Here is a 14045-nt window from a genome sequence, read left to right as displayed (position 1 = left end):
CCTACCTCCGCGGCAGGCCGAGCACGCGCTCGGCGATGATGTTGCGCTGGATCTCGTTCGTCCCGGCGTAGATCGGACCGGAGAGGGCGAACACGTAACCGTCCAGCCAGTCGTTGCCCGGCACGAGCTCGCCGCCGTCGCCCAGCAGCCGCAGAGCGGTCGCGTGGAGTTCGAGGTCGAGCTCCGACCAGAAGACCTTGCCGAGGCTGGCCTCGGAGCCGATCTCGGCGCCGTCCATGAGACCGGCCGCGAGCATGTAGGTCTGCCAGCGGTACGCCTGCGCCTTGATCCATGCGTCGGTGACCTCGTCGCGGAGACGAACGTCGACGTCACGACCCTGGGCCTGGAGATCGCGCACAAGGGCGGTGAGGCGTTCGGCCGCGGCCATGAAGCGACCGGGACTGCGGAGGTTCAGGCCGCGCTCGGAGCCGGCCGCCGCCATCGCCACGGCCCACCCCTGGCCTTCCTCACCGAGCACGTGGTCCACCGAGACGCGACAGTCGTCGAAGAACAGTTCGGCGAAGCCGGGCTCGCCGTCGAGGCGGCCGATGGGACGGCGCTCCAAGCCGGGCGCGTCGGCGGGCACGAGCAGGTAGGTGAGCCCGGCGTGCCGCTCGGCCTCGGGATCGGTGCGCACGATGCAGAAGATCCAATCGGCGAAGGCGCCCCGGCTGCACCAGGTCTTCTGCCCGTTGAGCACATAGTGGTCGCCGTCGCGGATCGCCTTGGTCTTGATCGCGGCCAGGTCCGATCCGGCTTCGGGCTCACTCCAACCCTGGGCCCAGATGTGTTCGCCGCTCGCCATCTTCGGCAGGAAGTGGTCCTGCTGTTCCCGGGTGCCGAAGTTGAAGATCGTCGGCGCGAGGAGGCTCACCCCGTTGGCGCTGACCCGGCCGGGCACGCCGGACAGCCAGTACTCCTCCTCGTAGATGAGCCACTCGATCAGGTCGCAGTCTCGGCCGCCGTAGGCCTTCGGCCAGCCCGGCACGGACCAGCCGCCCTCGAACAGGACCCGTTCCCATTCGCGGTGCTCCTCGAACCCGATTGCGGTGTCCATCGACGCGAGACGACCCGGGTTGTTCGCCTCGAGCCAGCTGCGACACTGCTCGCGGAAGTCGACGTAGCGCGGGGCGAGGTCGAGTTCCATCAGCGGAACTCGCCCTTGCGCACGCCGTTCGGGTCGAACACGTCGCGGATCAGTGCGAGCTCCTCGTCCGTCGGCAGTCGGCTCTCCGGCACGTCGCCGGTCACCGTCAGCTCGAAGGGCGACGCCTCCTGCGCCTGCTCGAGGGTGACGCCGGGGTGCAGGCTCCGCACCCGCATGGTGCGGTCCGCCGACTCGAAGTCGTAGGCGCCGAGATCGGTGACGACGCGGCGGATCTCGAAGTTCGAACGGCTCGCCTCGGGGAGCTCCGCAATGCGGTTGTAGCCGGGGCCGGACACGACGTCGACGGTCTCCGAGAAGGCCCGCGCCTGGTTCGGCACCCAATAGGTCGTCGCGTGGTTGATGAGGTTGCCCGGCGCGCCCCGCATGCCGAGCAGTTGCGCCTTGGGCTTGCGGTACTCACCGATGGCGGCGAAGTTCTGGTTGCCGTGGCGGTCGATCTGGCTGGCGCCCATCACGACGTGCCGCTTGCCCGACCACACCTGGTCGAAGATCGATCGGAACGGCATGTAGGACTCGATGACCGCGTCGCTCGGATCGCCACCGAAGGGCAGGTTGCCCTCGATGGCGTACGCGATCGTGTCGGTCAGCACGAGGTCCGGTTCGAACGTGGCGCGGGCGAGACGACCCGCGATGACGGGCACCGGGCCCATCGGGTTGCAGAGCACCTCGCCATCACCCCGGAAGGCTTCGGCGATGGCGACCACACAGATCTCGTCGAGGGTGACGTCGCTCACGAGTTCCCCCTTTCCTCGAGCTTGGCTCGGTATGCCTCGTGTGACTCGAGCTCCAACCAATCGGCGCGGAACTGGGCCCACGCGTCCGGGTCCTTGGCGGTCGCGGCGTACTCCTTCTGGAACACCTCGTCGCGGTCGTAGTCCGGCGGGCACTCGGTGAAGTGGGCGCCCATGGGCGCCTCCACCACACCGTCGACGTGGATCCGGGGGATCCGCAGGGTGTGGACCGGTCCTTCCTTCAGGAAGTCGTCCGTCGGGATGATCTTCTCGGCCGACATGTAGGTCTTCGCCCCGGCCATCGCGAACAGGTCGTCGAAGTAGAGGTCCGGGCCCAGGAACTGGCCGTTCCCCTTGGCGTCGGCCCGGTTCATGTGGAGCAGCACGGCGTCCATCTCGAAGGCGGGGATCGCGACGAGCTCCTCACCGTCGTCGTAGGGCGAGCGCACCGTCTTGAGGCTCGGGTTCTCGCTGAGCATCGCGGTACCGAGTCCGGCCCGGGTCGGGTAGAAGGGAACCCGGTGGGCGGCGGCCATGAGGCCGAGGTAGAACGCGCCCTCGTCGAGCTCCATGAAGTCATCGAGCGAGCCGGCCTGACGGGCGGCGCGGAAGTGGGGCTCGAGCGGGATCGAGTCCAGGGAGACGAAGCCGTAGGTGACCTTGCTCGCCTTGCCCGCCGCCGTGAGGATGCCGACGTCGGGGCCGCCATAGCTCACGATGTGCAGGTCCGTGAGATCACTGCGGAGGATGGCGCGCACCAGCGACATCGGCTTGCGGCGCGAGCCCCAGCCCCCGATACCGAGCGTCATCCCACTCTCGAGTTCGGCGACGACCTCGTCCTCGGTCATGCGTTTGTCGGGCACCGCGCCTCCCCTGTCGGGCGACCTGACGGTCTGTCAGAAATCGTCTCGAACGGTAGGCCACGACTGCGAGTCGTGCGAACACGTGCGGGTAGGGTTTCGCGCATGACCGATCCGCTCGACATGACCGGCCGCTCCGTGATCGTCACCGGCGGCACCAAGGGACTCGGCAAGGTCATCGCCGAACGGTTCCTCCAGCAGGGTGCCGACGTGACGATCTGTGCCCGCCGCGAACCCGAGGCGCCGGTGGAGGCGGAGGGTCGGTCGGCGCGGTTCATCGCCTGCGACGTGCGCGAGCCCGAGCAGGTCGCGGCCGTGGTCGCCGCGACGATCGAGGCCACCGGCCGCATCGACGTTCTCGTCAACAACGCCGGCGGCGCCCCACCCGCGGACTCCGCCACGGTCTCCCCCCGCTTCAACGAGAAGATCGTGGCGCTGAACCTGCTGGCACCGCTGACGTTCGCCCAGGCGGTGCACGACCAGATGCAGTCCCAGGACGACGGCGGCGTCATCGTCAACATCGCCTCGGTGTCGGGCACCCGACCGAATCCGGCCGGTGTCGCCTACGGCGCCGCGAAGGCCGGTCTCATCAACGCCACCGAGACGCTGGCCCACGAGTGGGGACCCAAGATCCGTGTCGTCGCCCCGGTCGTCGGACTCATCGTCACCGAAGAAGCCCATCTCTTCTACGGCGACGACGCGGGCATCGCTGCGGTCGGCGAGACCATCGCCCTCGGCCGCATGGGCGTGCCCGAGGAGGTCGCCGACGTCGTCCTGTTCTGCGCGTCCCCCCTCGCTCGGTGGGTGAGCGGCTGCACGATTCCGGTCCACGGCGGCGACGACAAGCCCTCGTATCTCGGCGCGTCGACCGGCGAAGTCACGCAGGGCGGATGATGACCCGCCGCACGCTGACTGCGGTCGCCGTCGTTGCCTTCGCCCTGCTCCTGCTGACCAACGCCGCCGGTGCGCAGACCGACGACGTCGCCGACCAGTGCCGCACGATCATCGGCTGTGCCGATGCCGGTCCGAAGCCCGAGAACCCCGGTGACCGTGGCGGCTACGCCCAGCTCCTGCTGTTCGGCGGGCTGGTGGGCGGCATGGGCTTCATCACCTGGCGCGTCGTCCGCACGGCGAGGGCCACGGCGGCGCAACGCGCCTGAACCTCAGACCCCGGGATCCTCGCCGATCTCGGCCAACGCATCACGAATAGCGCCGCGCAATCGGCGCGCCTGCGCCGGGGCCAGGTGCGTCATCAGCCCTTCGGCCGGACGGCCGACCTCCTCGACCGTGAGCACGACCCGCGGCTCGGCGTCGTCGTAGTCGTCGGAGATCTGGATGGCCCACGACACGGGCGCCAGATCGTCCTCCCACCCCGGCGGAATGTCATCGGGCGTGGCCGGATAGTCGTCGATCGATCGCTTCATCCCTGCTTCCTATCGCAATCTCTGGTCACGAAAGGGTCGATCCCGGGCGGGCGGGACCGAATTCTTCGACCCTTTCGTGACCAGAGATTGCTCGAGGGGAACAATGTCCGGACTAATACCTGACAAAAATGATCGGAATTATGTGCATTGACCTCAGTGCTGCTCATATGGTGGCCGAACGGAATCCCGACTGTCCTGATCATCTTTTCCTGGATTGGCCCCAATGACGCTTCTCGACACCACGCTGGACACGCCGGTCGCCCTGCGCACCGGCCGCCGTTTCACCGCCACGGACGTGGCCGCGATGTCGGAGTCCTTCGAGGGGTCCCACCCGTCCGAGATCATCGGTTGGGCCGTCGAGGAGTTCGGGACCCGCCTCTCACTCAGTGCGTCGTTCGCCGACACGCTGCTCATCGACCTCGCGGTCGACGTCGACCCCGACATCGAGGTCGTGTTCATCGACACCGGCTTCCACTTCGCCGAGACCCTCGCCACCGTGCGTCGGGCGATGGCCCGCTACGCGCTGAACCTCACCGTCCTGCGGCCGCTGCCCACGGCGGCCGACGTCTGGACCCACGGTGTCGACACCTGCTGTGGCAGCCGAAAAGTCGCGCCGCTCGAGCGTCATCTCGTCGCCAACGCCGACGCGTGGATGAGCGGCCTGCGTCGCGACGACGCGCCGGGGCGGGCCGACGCCCCGATCGTGGATCTCGACCTGCGGGGCCTCGTGAAGATCAACCCGCTCGCCGGCTGGGACACCGCCGACGTCGAGCGCTACGTCCTCGCGAACGACGTGCTCATCAACCCGCTCGCCTTCGAGGGCTATCCCTCGATCGGGTGCTGGCCGTGCACGGACCCCGCCGACCCCGCCGATCCCCGGGCCGGCCGTTGGTCGGGCTCGGCCAAGACCGAATGCGGGCTCCACGCATGAACGCGGGCTACGCCGTCAACCTCGACCTCACTGGTCGGCCCGTCCTCGTGGTCGGCGGTGGCCGCGTCGCGGCTCGCAAGATCGCCGGGCTGCTCCGGGCCGGCGCGGTCGTCACCGTGGTTGCCCCCGACGCGATCCCCGAGATCGCGGAGGACCCCGACGTGCGCTGGTACGCCCGTCCCTACCAGCGCGGCGAGGTCGCCTCGTATCGCCTGGCCATCACGGCGACGGACGATGCCGACGTCAACGCACAGGTCGCCGACGATGCCGACACCGCGGGCGTGTTCGTCAACTCCGCCGACGACCCCGCCAACTGCTCGTTCACCCTCCCCGCGGTCGCCCGCCATGGCGACGTCCAGGTGGCGATCTCGACCAACGGACGCAGCCCCGCCCTGGCCCGCTGGCTCCGCAAGCGCCACGAGCGGGAGCTGAGCGCGGGCTACGACCAACTGCTCGACCTCCTCGCCGAGGTCCGCGCCGAGGTCCGTGCGATCCGGGGCACCTCGGAGATCCCCGGCTGGGACGACGCCCTCGACGCCGACGTGCTCGGGCTCGTGCGCAGCGGCCGGATCCACGAGGCGCGTCTGGTCCTGCTCGACTCGCTCGGCATCACGGACGCCGAGCGCACGGAGGTGGCATCGTGACCGTGCATCTGGTCGGCGCCGGCCCCGGCGATCCGGATCTCCTCACCGTCAAGGCACTGAAGCTGCTCGAGCGAGCCGACGTCGTGGTCTACGACCGACTGGTCGACCCGCGGATTCTCGCACTGGCCGCACCGTGGGCCGAGATGGTCGACGTCGGTAAGCGCCCCGGCGCTCCCTCTGACGCCCAGGCCCGGATCAACGACATCCTCCTCGACCGCGGCCGCCGTTTCGACTGTGTCGTGCGCCTGAAGGGCGGCGATCCGTTCGTCTTCGGGCGGGGCGGTGAGGAAGCACTGGAGCTGCGAGCCGCCGGCATCGAGGTCACCGAGGTCCCCGGCATCACCTCCGCCATCGCCGCACCGGCAGCCGCCGGCATCCCGGTCACCATGCGCGGGATCAGCAGCGGCTTCACCGTGATCACCGCCCACCAGGACCCCTACGCCGACCGCTGGCTCGACTGGGACGCCCTCGCGCAGACCGGCACGACGCTCGTCATCCTCATGGGCGCGAGCCGCACCGCGATGATCAGCGAACGACTCATCGCGGGCGGGCTCGCCCCGACCACGCCGGTCGCCGTCGTCCACGCGGCCACGACCACCACGCAGGACGTGCAGCGCACGACGCTCGCCGGCCTGCCGGAACGCACCGTCACCAACCCGTCGACGCTCGTCGTCGGCGCCGTGGCCGCCGAATCCGTCCTCGAAATCGCCACCCACGCCACCACCGCCCAGCCCACCGAACTCACCCAGGAAGGCACGATCCGATGACCCTTCTCGAACCCGACGTCACCACCCCCGACATCGACCCGGACATCCAGGCCGACATCGACAAGTTCCGCGAGGTCCTCGCCGGCTATCAGTCGGGCGACGTGAGCGAGGACGTGTTCCGCGTTTTCCGTCTCACCAACGGCATCTACGGGCAGCGCCAGGGCGGCACCAACCAGATGGTGCGCGTCAAGGTGCCCTACGGCTCGATGACGCCCGAGCAGTTCGACATGATCGCGAACCTCGTGGAGCGCTACAGCCGCGGGTGGGGCCACATCACGACGCGTCAGAACCTCCAGTTCCACTACGTCCAGCTGGATCAGATCCCGGACGTGATGCAGCACCTCGCCAACGTCGGTCTGACCACCCGCGAAGCGTGCGGCGACACGGTGCGCAACATCCAGGGCTGCCACCTGGCCGGCGCCTGCCCCCACGAGAACCTCGACATCACACCGTGGGCCGAGGCGGCGTATCAGCACTTCGTACGCAACCCCCTGGGGCAGCGACTCCCCCGGAAGTTCAAGATCAACTTCTCGGGCTGCGAGACGGACTGCGGCCAGGCGATGTTCAACGACGCCGGCGTGATCGCGACCACCCGCACGCTCGACGACGGCACCGTGGAGGCCGGCTTCCGCGTCTTCATCGCCGGCGGGCTCGGCACCACACCGTTCCCCGCCATGGCGCTCGAGGACTTCACACCGAAGGAAGAGCTGCTCCCCACGCTCGAGGCGATCCTGCGCATCTTCGAGCAGACCGGCAACCGCGACAACAAGCTGCGGGCCCGCCTGAAGTGGGTCGTCGAGAACCTCGGCTTCGAAGAGGTCCAGCGGCGCATCCTCAACACCCGCAAGTTCCTGCTCGCCTCGTCGTCGTACCCCGGCGGTCTCCCCACCGAGGTGCGGGTCGCGGGCGACGCGCCGGCCGGGATCGGCAACGGTGCCGTCGTCACCCAGATGGGTCAGGGCACGCCGGTCAGCATCGGTGGCGCCTCGCCGTACGACCGCTGGTTCGAGGCCAACGTTGTGCGCGGCATCGCCTCCGGGCAGGTCTCGGCCTACGCCTGGGCCCAGCTGGGCGACATCACGGCCGACCAGTTCCGCGGCATCGCGGCGATCCAGCGCGAGTTCGAGGCCGACATCCGGCTCACGAACCGCCAGAACCTGATCATCCGCGGTCTCGACGGGTCCGATCTCCCCCGCCTCTACGAGCTGCTCTCCGACATCGGCATGGCCGAGGAGGGCGCCGAGCTGGTGCGTGACGTCGTCGCCTGCCCGGGCGCCGACACGTGCAACCTGGCCGTCACCCAGAGCCGGGGCCTCGCCAAGGCGATCGGTGATGCGCTCGACGCCGAGGGCCTCGGCACCATCGGTGGCCTGCGGATCAACATCTCCGGTTGCACCAACTCGTGTGGCCAGCACCATGCGTCCGACATCGGCTTCTTCGGGGCCGAGCGGCGGGCCAACGGCCGATCGGCGCCGGGCTACCAGATGCTGCTCGGCGGCTATGTCGGCCAGGAGCGGATGCACTTCGGCGAGAAGGCGACCCGCCTTCCGGCCAAGGCTGCCGCCCAGGCCGCGGTGCGGGTCGTGCGTCAGTTCAACGACGAGCGCACGGCGGGCGAGTCCTTCCGCGGCTGGCTCGAGCGGGCCGGCGGCGCCGCCGAGGTCGGCAAGGGCCTCAAGGATCTCGACGAGTTCCCGGCTTACGACGACAACCCGGACTTCTACGTCGACTTCGACGAGACCGGCCCCTACTCGGCCGAGATCGGCGAGTCGGAGTGCGCCACCTGAGTAGCCTGCGAGGGTGACCGCGCTCGCCGACCTCCTCGCCGCGATCGACGCGGACAACGCCGACGATCCCAACACCTTCGACGGCCGACCCCTTGCGCAGGCACAGGGGCAGATGGCCGACGCGTGGGTCACCCGGCTCGACCCCGCCGCAGCCGACGCCCTGCGCGTCGCGGCGCGGGCGCACCATCTCCGCCGCTGGGAGATGCCCCGGTCCGACTATCCCGAAGGCCGTGACGGCTACCTCCGCTGGCGGCGGGACCAGAAGAAGGCGCACGCGGCGCGACTCGGCACGCTCCTGGCGGGAGCCGACGCCGCGCTCGTCGAGCGGGCGGCGGCGATCGTCCAGAAGCGGGGACTCGGGTCCGACCCCGAGGTGCAGGTGTTCGAGGACGCCGTGTGTCTGACCTTCATCGAGACCCAGTTCCTGGCCACCGCCGACAAGCTCGGCGACGACCAGAAGATGGTCGACGTCGTCGCCAAGACACTCCGGAAGATGAGCCCGTCCGGTCACGCCGCCGCGGCCACCATCGCACTCGATGACCGCTCGGCCGACCTGTTGCGCCGAGCCGTCGATCGGGCCACCGAGTAGATGCCGCCGCTCTTCGACACGGACTTCGAGCCGAACCACGGCGAGCTCGTCGAGGTCTCTCCCCTCCTGCGCCGCATCGTGTGCAACAACCCGTCGAAGTTCACCTTCCACGGCACCGGCACCTACGTGATCGGCCACGGCGACGTCGCCATCGTGGACCCGGGCCCGCGCGACGACGAGCATGTCGCCGCCCTGCTCGCCGCCCTCGACGGCGAGCGGGTTCACTCGATCCTGATCACGCACACCCACGGCGATCACTCTCCGGCCGCGGCTGCGGTGAAGGACGCAACCGGCGCACCGATCCTCGGCTTCGGGCCGCATCCGTCGGTCGCCACCAGCGAGGGTGACGAGGACGTGGCGGACGACGCCGACTGGGACACCGGCGAAGAACGCAAGGAGCTGACCGACGAGGAGAAGGCGAAGGCCAGGGCCGACCACGAGAAACACCTCCCGGACGTCGACTTCGTACCGGACCAGCGCCTCGCCCACGGCGACGTGGTCGAGGGTCCGGGCTGGACCGTGGAGGCCCTTCACACGCCGGGCCACATCTCGAACCATCTCTGCTTCGCCCTCGCCGAGGCGCAGGCGGTGCTGTCCGGCGACCACGTCATGGGTTGGTCCACGACGATCATTCCGCCGCCGGATGGCGATCTGCGCGCCTACCTGCGATCGCTCGAGCTCCTCCTCGACCGCGACGACGCAACGCTGTATCCGACCCACGGCGGCGCGATCACGAAGCCCAAGCCCTTCGTCAAGGCGCTCCTCGACCACCGACGCATCCGGGAGGAGCAGATCGTCCGCCGACTCGAGGCGGGCCCGCAGTCCGTCCGGGAGATCGTCGAGGTACTCTACGCCGAGGTCGCCCGCGAGCTCTGGCGTCCTGCCGCTCGCTCGGTCATCAGCCACCTGATCGCCCTGCGGGACGCGGGCCGCGCCGAAACCGCCATCACCGACGCGCCCGTCCTCGCCACCGCGACCACCTGGGTCCGCTCCTGACCCGAACGGGCTCAGTCGTCGATGAAGGGGTGGTGGCAGGCGACGTAGTGGCCCTCGTCCACCTTCTCCATGACCGGCTCGATGGTCTTGCACTCGTCGGTGGCCCGGGGGCACCGCGTGTGGAACCGGCACCCGCTCGGCGGGTTGATCGGCGACGGGAGCTCGTCGTCGAGTGTCTCGGCGTGGACAGCCATGGGGTTGTCCGCTCCCGGGATCGCGCCGAGCAGCGCCCGCGTGTAGGGGTGAGCGGGTGCCTCGTAGAGATCGTCCGACGGGGCGACCTCACAGACCTTGCCCAGATACATCACCATGACACGATCGGAGATGTTCTTGACGACCGACAGGTCGTGGCTGATGAACAGGAGGGTGACGCCGTAGCGCTCCTTCATGTCCTCGAGCATGTTGAGGATCTGCGCCTGGACGGACACGTCGAGGGCACTCACCGGCTCGTCGCAGATGATCACCTTCGGGTCGAGCACCAGCGCTCGCGCCACCGAGATCCGCTGGCACTGGCCGCCGCTGAACTCGTGGGGCTGGCGTTCGCCGGCGACGCGGGGATCCAGCCCGACGGCTTCGAGCATCTCGTCGACACGGCTCTCGCTGAAGGCGCCACGCGAGCCCCAGACCTCGAGCCCCTCGGCGACGACGTCACGCACTTTCTGGCGCGGGTTCAGCGACGCGATCGGGTCCTGGAAGATCATCTGGATGTTCGGTCGCACCTGGCGCATCGCCTCGCCCCGGAGCTCAGCGAGGTTCTGCCCCTGGAACTCCACCACGCCCGATGTCGGGCGGGGCATCTGGATGACCGCCTTCGCGGTGGTCGACTTGCCGCAACCCGACTCGCCCACGAGGCCGAGCGTCTCACCCTCGGCGACGTCGAAGCTCACGTCCGACACGGCGTGGACGGTTCGCCCACGGCCCGCGGGGAATTCCACGACGAGGTTCTCGACCCGCAGGATCACATTGGGATCGTCACGCAGATGCGCGGTTCCACTTCCGGCCATCAGCTGACTCCTCCGGAGACGTAGCCCTCGATCTCGAGGCCGGCCGCCGTGGTACCCGCGGCGACGTTGGAGGCCAATGCCTCGCGGCCCCGGTCGGTGTTGGCCGGGAAGAAGCAGGCGAACTCGTGCATCCCGGCGACCCCCTGCACCGGAGGAACGCTCTCGAGACACTCGGCCTGCGCGAACCGGCACCGGGGCGCGTAGGCGCAGGCGTCGGGGAGGCTGACGAGGTCCGGCGGGCGGCCGGGAATCGGCGTGAGTCGGGTGTGGCTCGGCTGCGACACCTGCGGGATCGAGCGCAGGAGCGCGTCCGTGTAGGGGTGGCGAGACTCGGCGAACAGCTGCGTGGCCGAGGTGCGTTCGACGATGCGGCCGGCGTACATCACGGCGATCTCGTCGGCCCGTCCGGCGGCGACGCCGAGGTCGTGGGTGATGAGGATCATGCTCATCCCCTCCTCGGCCTGGAGGTCACCGAGCAGGTCGAGGATGTGCTTCTGCACCGTCACGTCGAGCGCCGTCGTGGGCTCGTCGGCGATGAGGAGCCGGGGCTCGCAGGCGAGCGCGATCGCGATCACGACGCGCTGACGCATGCCGCCCGAGAGCTCGTGGGGGTACTGACGGATGCGCTGGGCCGGCGACGGGATGCCGACCTTGCCGAGCAGTTCGATGGCACGCGCCGTCGCGTCCCCCCGGCTCATGCCGAGGTGGTACCGCATCGACTCGGTGAGCTGGGCACCGATGCGCTTCACCGGGTTGAGCGAGGTCATCGGATCCTGGAAGACCATCGCGATGTCGACGCCCATGAGGTGCTTGGCCCGCGCCTTCGACACGTTGCGCAGGTCGAGATCGTCGAACCCGATGCTGCCCTCGATGGTCGCGGTCGACGGCAGGAGGTTCATGATCGTGCGCGCGGTGACCGACTTGCCGGAGCCGGACTCGCCGACGATGGCCAGGGTCTTGCCCTGTTCGAGGGTGAAGTCGACCCCGTTGATCGCCCGGACCTTGCCGCGCGGACTGTCGAACGTGACCCGGAGGTCCTCCACCCGCAGGAGCGGCTGGTCGGACGGCGCGTCGTCCGCGGATTCCGTGAGCGGTGGCGCGTCGGTCACAGGAGGGCCTCCCGAATGTCGAGCTTGCGAACGAGCGAGTCGCCCACCCAGTTCAACGCGAGCACCGTGAGGAAGAGGACCAACGACGGCGCCATCGCGATGTGCGGTGCGTTCTGGAGGTCGAGCGTGCCTCTGCCCTCGTTGATGATCTTCCCCCATGTGTCCTCGGCGATCGATCCACCGATCGCCGCCAGCCCCGCCTCGACGACGATCGTGATGCCGAGGGCCAGGAAGGCGAACGACACGAGGGCGGGCACGACATTGGGAAGGACGGTGCGGAAGAGGATGCGCCCGTTCTTGGCCCCGATCACCCGGGCCGCCTGGACGAACTCGCGTTCACTCCATTGGAGCGAACTGGCCCGCACGATGCGGGTGATCGGCGGAATCGCGAGCACCGACAGCGCAGCGATCAGGCTGGTGCGGCTCTGACCACCGGAGTTCGCCCGCAACGCGGCGACGAAGAGGACGAGCACCAGCGCCGGGACCGCGAAGATGATCGTGGTGGCAGCACTGATCAACGAATCGACCCAGCCCCGGAAGTAGCCGGCGACGAGGCCGAGGAGTCCACCGACGACCATGCCGATGGCGGTGGCGATGCCACCGATCATCAGCGACTCCCGACCACCGCTGACGACCCGGGCGAACATGTCCCTGGTCAGGGAGTCGGTGCCCATCCAGTTGTCGCCTGACGGACCGGACTTGATGCCCGAGCTGGCGTTCAAGGCCCCCGGATCCTTGACGAACCAGAGCCAGTCACCGAAGAAGCACACGAAGACGACGAGCACGAGCCAGCCGACGGCGAGCCGGTAGCCGAGATCACCCTTGCGCCGTTTCGGGCCCAGAACCGGCTCGCCCAGGGGCACGACGAGATGATCGCCGGCTCCGGTGGTTCCGTCACTCCGACTGATCGCGGTCATCAGCCCTTACTCCGTTCGACTCGGACGCGTGGGTCCACGACGCCATAGAAGAGGTCCACCGCGAGATTCGCGAGGACGAAGATCGTCGCGATCAGCGCGACGAGCGTCTGCACGACGATGAACTCGCGGCCGAAGAACTTGGACACGAGATAGGAGCCCATGCCGTCGACGTCGTACAGCACCTCGACGATGACGGCACCGTTCACGAGCTGGGCGACGTTGAGGCCGGCGACCGTGAGCAGGGTCAGCGTGGACGGTCGCAGGACGTGGCGCAGCAGGATCGTGCTCGGCGGCATGCCCTTGGCCTTCGCGACATTGACGAAGTCCTGCTGGAGGTTCTGGATCATGTCGGCGCGCAGCAGCCGCAGATACACCGGCGACAGTGACAGACCGATGACGACCGACGGCAGCCAGAGCGACTTCACGTGGTCGAAGAGGCCCTCGCTGGGTGAGGTGTAGCCGCTGAGGTCGTAGAGGTTCCAGCGGATGGCGAACAGCCACTGGCCGACGATGGCGAGCACGACGACCGGCACCGACAGCAGGAAGAACGCGGACGCGCTGACGAGTTGGTCCTGCGCGGCCCCTCCCCGCAGCGTCTGGACGACCACGGTCGCGAAGATGGCGAGCAGGATCAGCGTGAAGACCGACGTCCCCAACGCGATGCTCACGGCCACGATGCCGCCCACGATCGCGAAGGGCAGCCATGTGGGGATGTTGCGCTTGGCTTTTCGGCCGGCCATGTAGGCCGCCCAGATCCCGCCCGGCACCGCCACTCCGAGGGCGACCACCTGGCTGTAGAGGAAGAGGAAGCCGGTCGGCGGGAAGCGCTGTTTCAGGTCGTCCCAGACCGTGCGTCCGTTCACATAGCTCTCGCCGAGGTCGCCGCTGACGAAGTTGGTGCCCCAGTCCACATAGCGGACGAAGACGTTCTCGCCGACCTTCAGGTCGACCTCACACTGGGCGACGAGTTCGTCGGACGTGAGCCCGCCCGTCGCCACGATGCAGGGGTTGCCCGGAAGCAGGGTCTGCATCCAGAACGTGAGGAAGGTGACGACGATGAGGATAACGACCGCCTGAGCGAGTCGGGTGAGTGCGTACTTCACCCGACTCCCTCAGTT

At 68.8% G+C, this 14045-nt stretch carries 16 protein-coding genes; 8 read left to right on the top strand and 8 right to left on the bottom strand.

The window, feature by feature from the left end:
- Nucleotide 1: 1 nt before the first annotated feature.
- Genes R8F63_01905 through R8F63_01895 form a run of 3 tightly spaced genes read right to left on the bottom strand, consistent with a single transcriptional unit; the run spans nucleotide 2 to nucleotide 2762 of the window.
- Nucleotides 2-1147 (bottom strand): acyl-CoA dehydrogenase family protein, encoded by a 1146-nt coding sequence (locus tag R8F63_01905; protein ID MDW3217342.1) that lies wholly within the window; start codon nucleotides 1145-1147, stop codon nucleotides 2-4.
- Nucleotides 1147-1902: a CoA-transferase gene (locus tag R8F63_01900; GenBank protein MDW3217341.1), complete on the bottom strand. Its 756-nt coding sequence runs from the start codon at nucleotides 1900-1902 to the stop codon at nucleotides 1147-1149. Before R8F63_01900 ends, R8F63_01905 begins: the two co-directional genes overlap by 1 nt.
- Nucleotides 1899-2762 (bottom strand): CoA-transferase, encoded by an 864-nt coding sequence (locus R8F63_01895; protein MDW3217340.1) that lies wholly within the window; start codon nucleotides 2760-2762, stop codon nucleotides 1899-1901. The genes R8F63_01900 and R8F63_01895 overlap by 4 nt, the downstream gene beginning before the upstream one ends.
- Nucleotides 2763-2864: 102 nt before the next feature.
- Between R8F63_01895 and R8F63_01890 the strand changes: the two genes are divergently transcribed.
- The gene (locus R8F63_01890) at nucleotides 2865-3653 is read left to right on the top strand and encodes an SDR family oxidoreductase (GenBank protein MDW3217339.1); all 789 of its coding nucleotides are present in this window, start codon (nucleotides 2865-2867) and stop codon (nucleotides 3651-3653) included.
- Nucleotides 3653-3919 carry a hypothetical protein gene (locus R8F63_01885; GenBank protein ID MDW3217338.1) on the top strand — a complete coding sequence of 89 codons (267 nt, stop codon included), beginning with the start codon at nucleotides 3653-3655 and terminating at the stop codon, nucleotides 3917-3919. Before R8F63_01890 ends, R8F63_01885 begins: the two co-directional genes overlap by 1 nt.
- 3 nt (nucleotides 3920-3922) lie before the next feature.
- On the opposite strand, the gene R8F63_01880 is transcribed toward R8F63_01885, so the two are convergent.
- A complete protein-coding gene (locus R8F63_01880) occupies nucleotides 3923-4183 on the bottom strand; it encodes a hypothetical protein (GenBank protein MDW3217337.1) in 261 nt (86 codons plus the stop codon).
- 223 nt (nucleotides 4184-4406) lie between these two features.
- Between R8F63_01880 and R8F63_01875 the strand changes: the two genes are divergently transcribed.
- From R8F63_01875 to R8F63_01850, 6 genes are read left to right on the top strand one after another with little or no spacing between them, the layout of a single operon-like run.
- On the top strand, nucleotides 4407-5114 hold the full coding sequence (locus R8F63_01875; protein ID MDW3217336.1) for a phosphoadenylyl-sulfate reductase: 708 nt from the start codon (nucleotides 4407-4409) through the stop codon (nucleotides 5112-5114).
- Nucleotides 5111-5758 (top strand): bifunctional precorrin-2 dehydrogenase/sirohydrochlorin ferrochelatase, encoded by a 648-nt coding sequence (locus R8F63_01870; GenBank protein MDW3217335.1) that lies wholly within the window; start codon nucleotides 5111-5113, stop codon nucleotides 5756-5758. Before R8F63_01875 ends, R8F63_01870 begins: the two co-directional genes overlap by 4 nt.
- Nucleotides 5755-6525 carry a uroporphyrinogen-III C-methyltransferase gene (cobA, locus tag R8F63_01865; GenBank protein MDW3217334.1) on the top strand — a complete coding sequence of 257 codons (771 nt, stop codon included), beginning with the start codon at nucleotides 5755-5757 and terminating at the stop codon, nucleotides 6523-6525. The genes R8F63_01870 and cobA overlap by 4 nt, the downstream gene beginning before the upstream one ends.
- Entirely contained in the window at nucleotides 6522-8312 is a 1791-nt protein-coding gene (locus R8F63_01860; protein ID MDW3217333.1) for a nitrite/sulfite reductase, read from the top strand. Before cobA ends, R8F63_01860 begins: the two co-directional genes overlap by 4 nt.
- Before the next feature lie 13 nt (nucleotides 8313-8325).
- Nucleotides 8326-8901, top strand: coding sequence for a DUF4202 domain-containing protein (locus R8F63_01855; protein ID MDW3217332.1), 576 nt, complete (start codon nucleotides 8326-8328; stop codon nucleotides 8899-8901).
- Nucleotides 8902-9897: an MBL fold metallo-hydrolase gene (locus R8F63_01850; GenBank protein ID MDW3217331.1), complete on the top strand. Its 996-nt coding sequence runs from the start codon at nucleotides 8902-8904 to the stop codon at nucleotides 9895-9897.
- Between the two features lie 11 nt (nucleotides 9898-9908).
- Here R8F63_01850 and R8F63_01845 read toward each other — a convergent pair whose 3' ends face one another.
- The 4 genes from R8F63_01845 to R8F63_01830 are packed head-to-tail and all read right to left on the bottom strand — an operon-like array spanning nucleotide 9909 to nucleotide 14030.
- Nucleotides 9909-10901 (bottom strand): ATP-binding cassette domain-containing protein, encoded by a 993-nt coding sequence (locus R8F63_01845; GenBank protein MDW3217330.1) that lies wholly within the window; start codon nucleotides 10899-10901, stop codon nucleotides 9909-9911.
- On the bottom strand, nucleotides 10901-12010 hold the full coding sequence (locus tag R8F63_01840; GenBank protein MDW3217329.1) for an ABC transporter ATP-binding protein: 1110 nt from the start codon (nucleotides 12008-12010) through the stop codon (nucleotides 10901-10903). Before R8F63_01840 ends, R8F63_01845 begins: the two co-directional genes overlap by 1 nt.
- A complete protein-coding gene (locus tag R8F63_01835; GenBank protein ID MDW3217328.1) occupies nucleotides 12007-12927 on the bottom strand; it encodes an ABC transporter permease in 921 nt (306 codons plus the stop codon). The genes R8F63_01840 and R8F63_01835 overlap by 4 nt, the downstream gene beginning before the upstream one ends.
- On the bottom strand, nucleotides 12927-14030 hold the full coding sequence (locus tag R8F63_01830; protein ID MDW3217327.1) for an ABC transporter permease: 1104 nt from the start codon (nucleotides 14028-14030) through the stop codon (nucleotides 12927-12929). Before R8F63_01830 ends, R8F63_01835 begins: the two co-directional genes overlap by 1 nt.
- Nucleotides 14031-14045 lie beyond the last annotated feature (15 nt).

It is taken from the genome of Acidimicrobiales bacterium, from assembly GCA_033344915.1.
Lineage (GTDB): Bacteria > Actinomycetota > Acidimicrobiia > Acidimicrobiales > Aldehydirespiratoraceae > JAJRXC01.
Note: the sequence above shows the minus strand (reverse complement) of the source record. Positions and strands in the feature narration are given on the sequence as shown.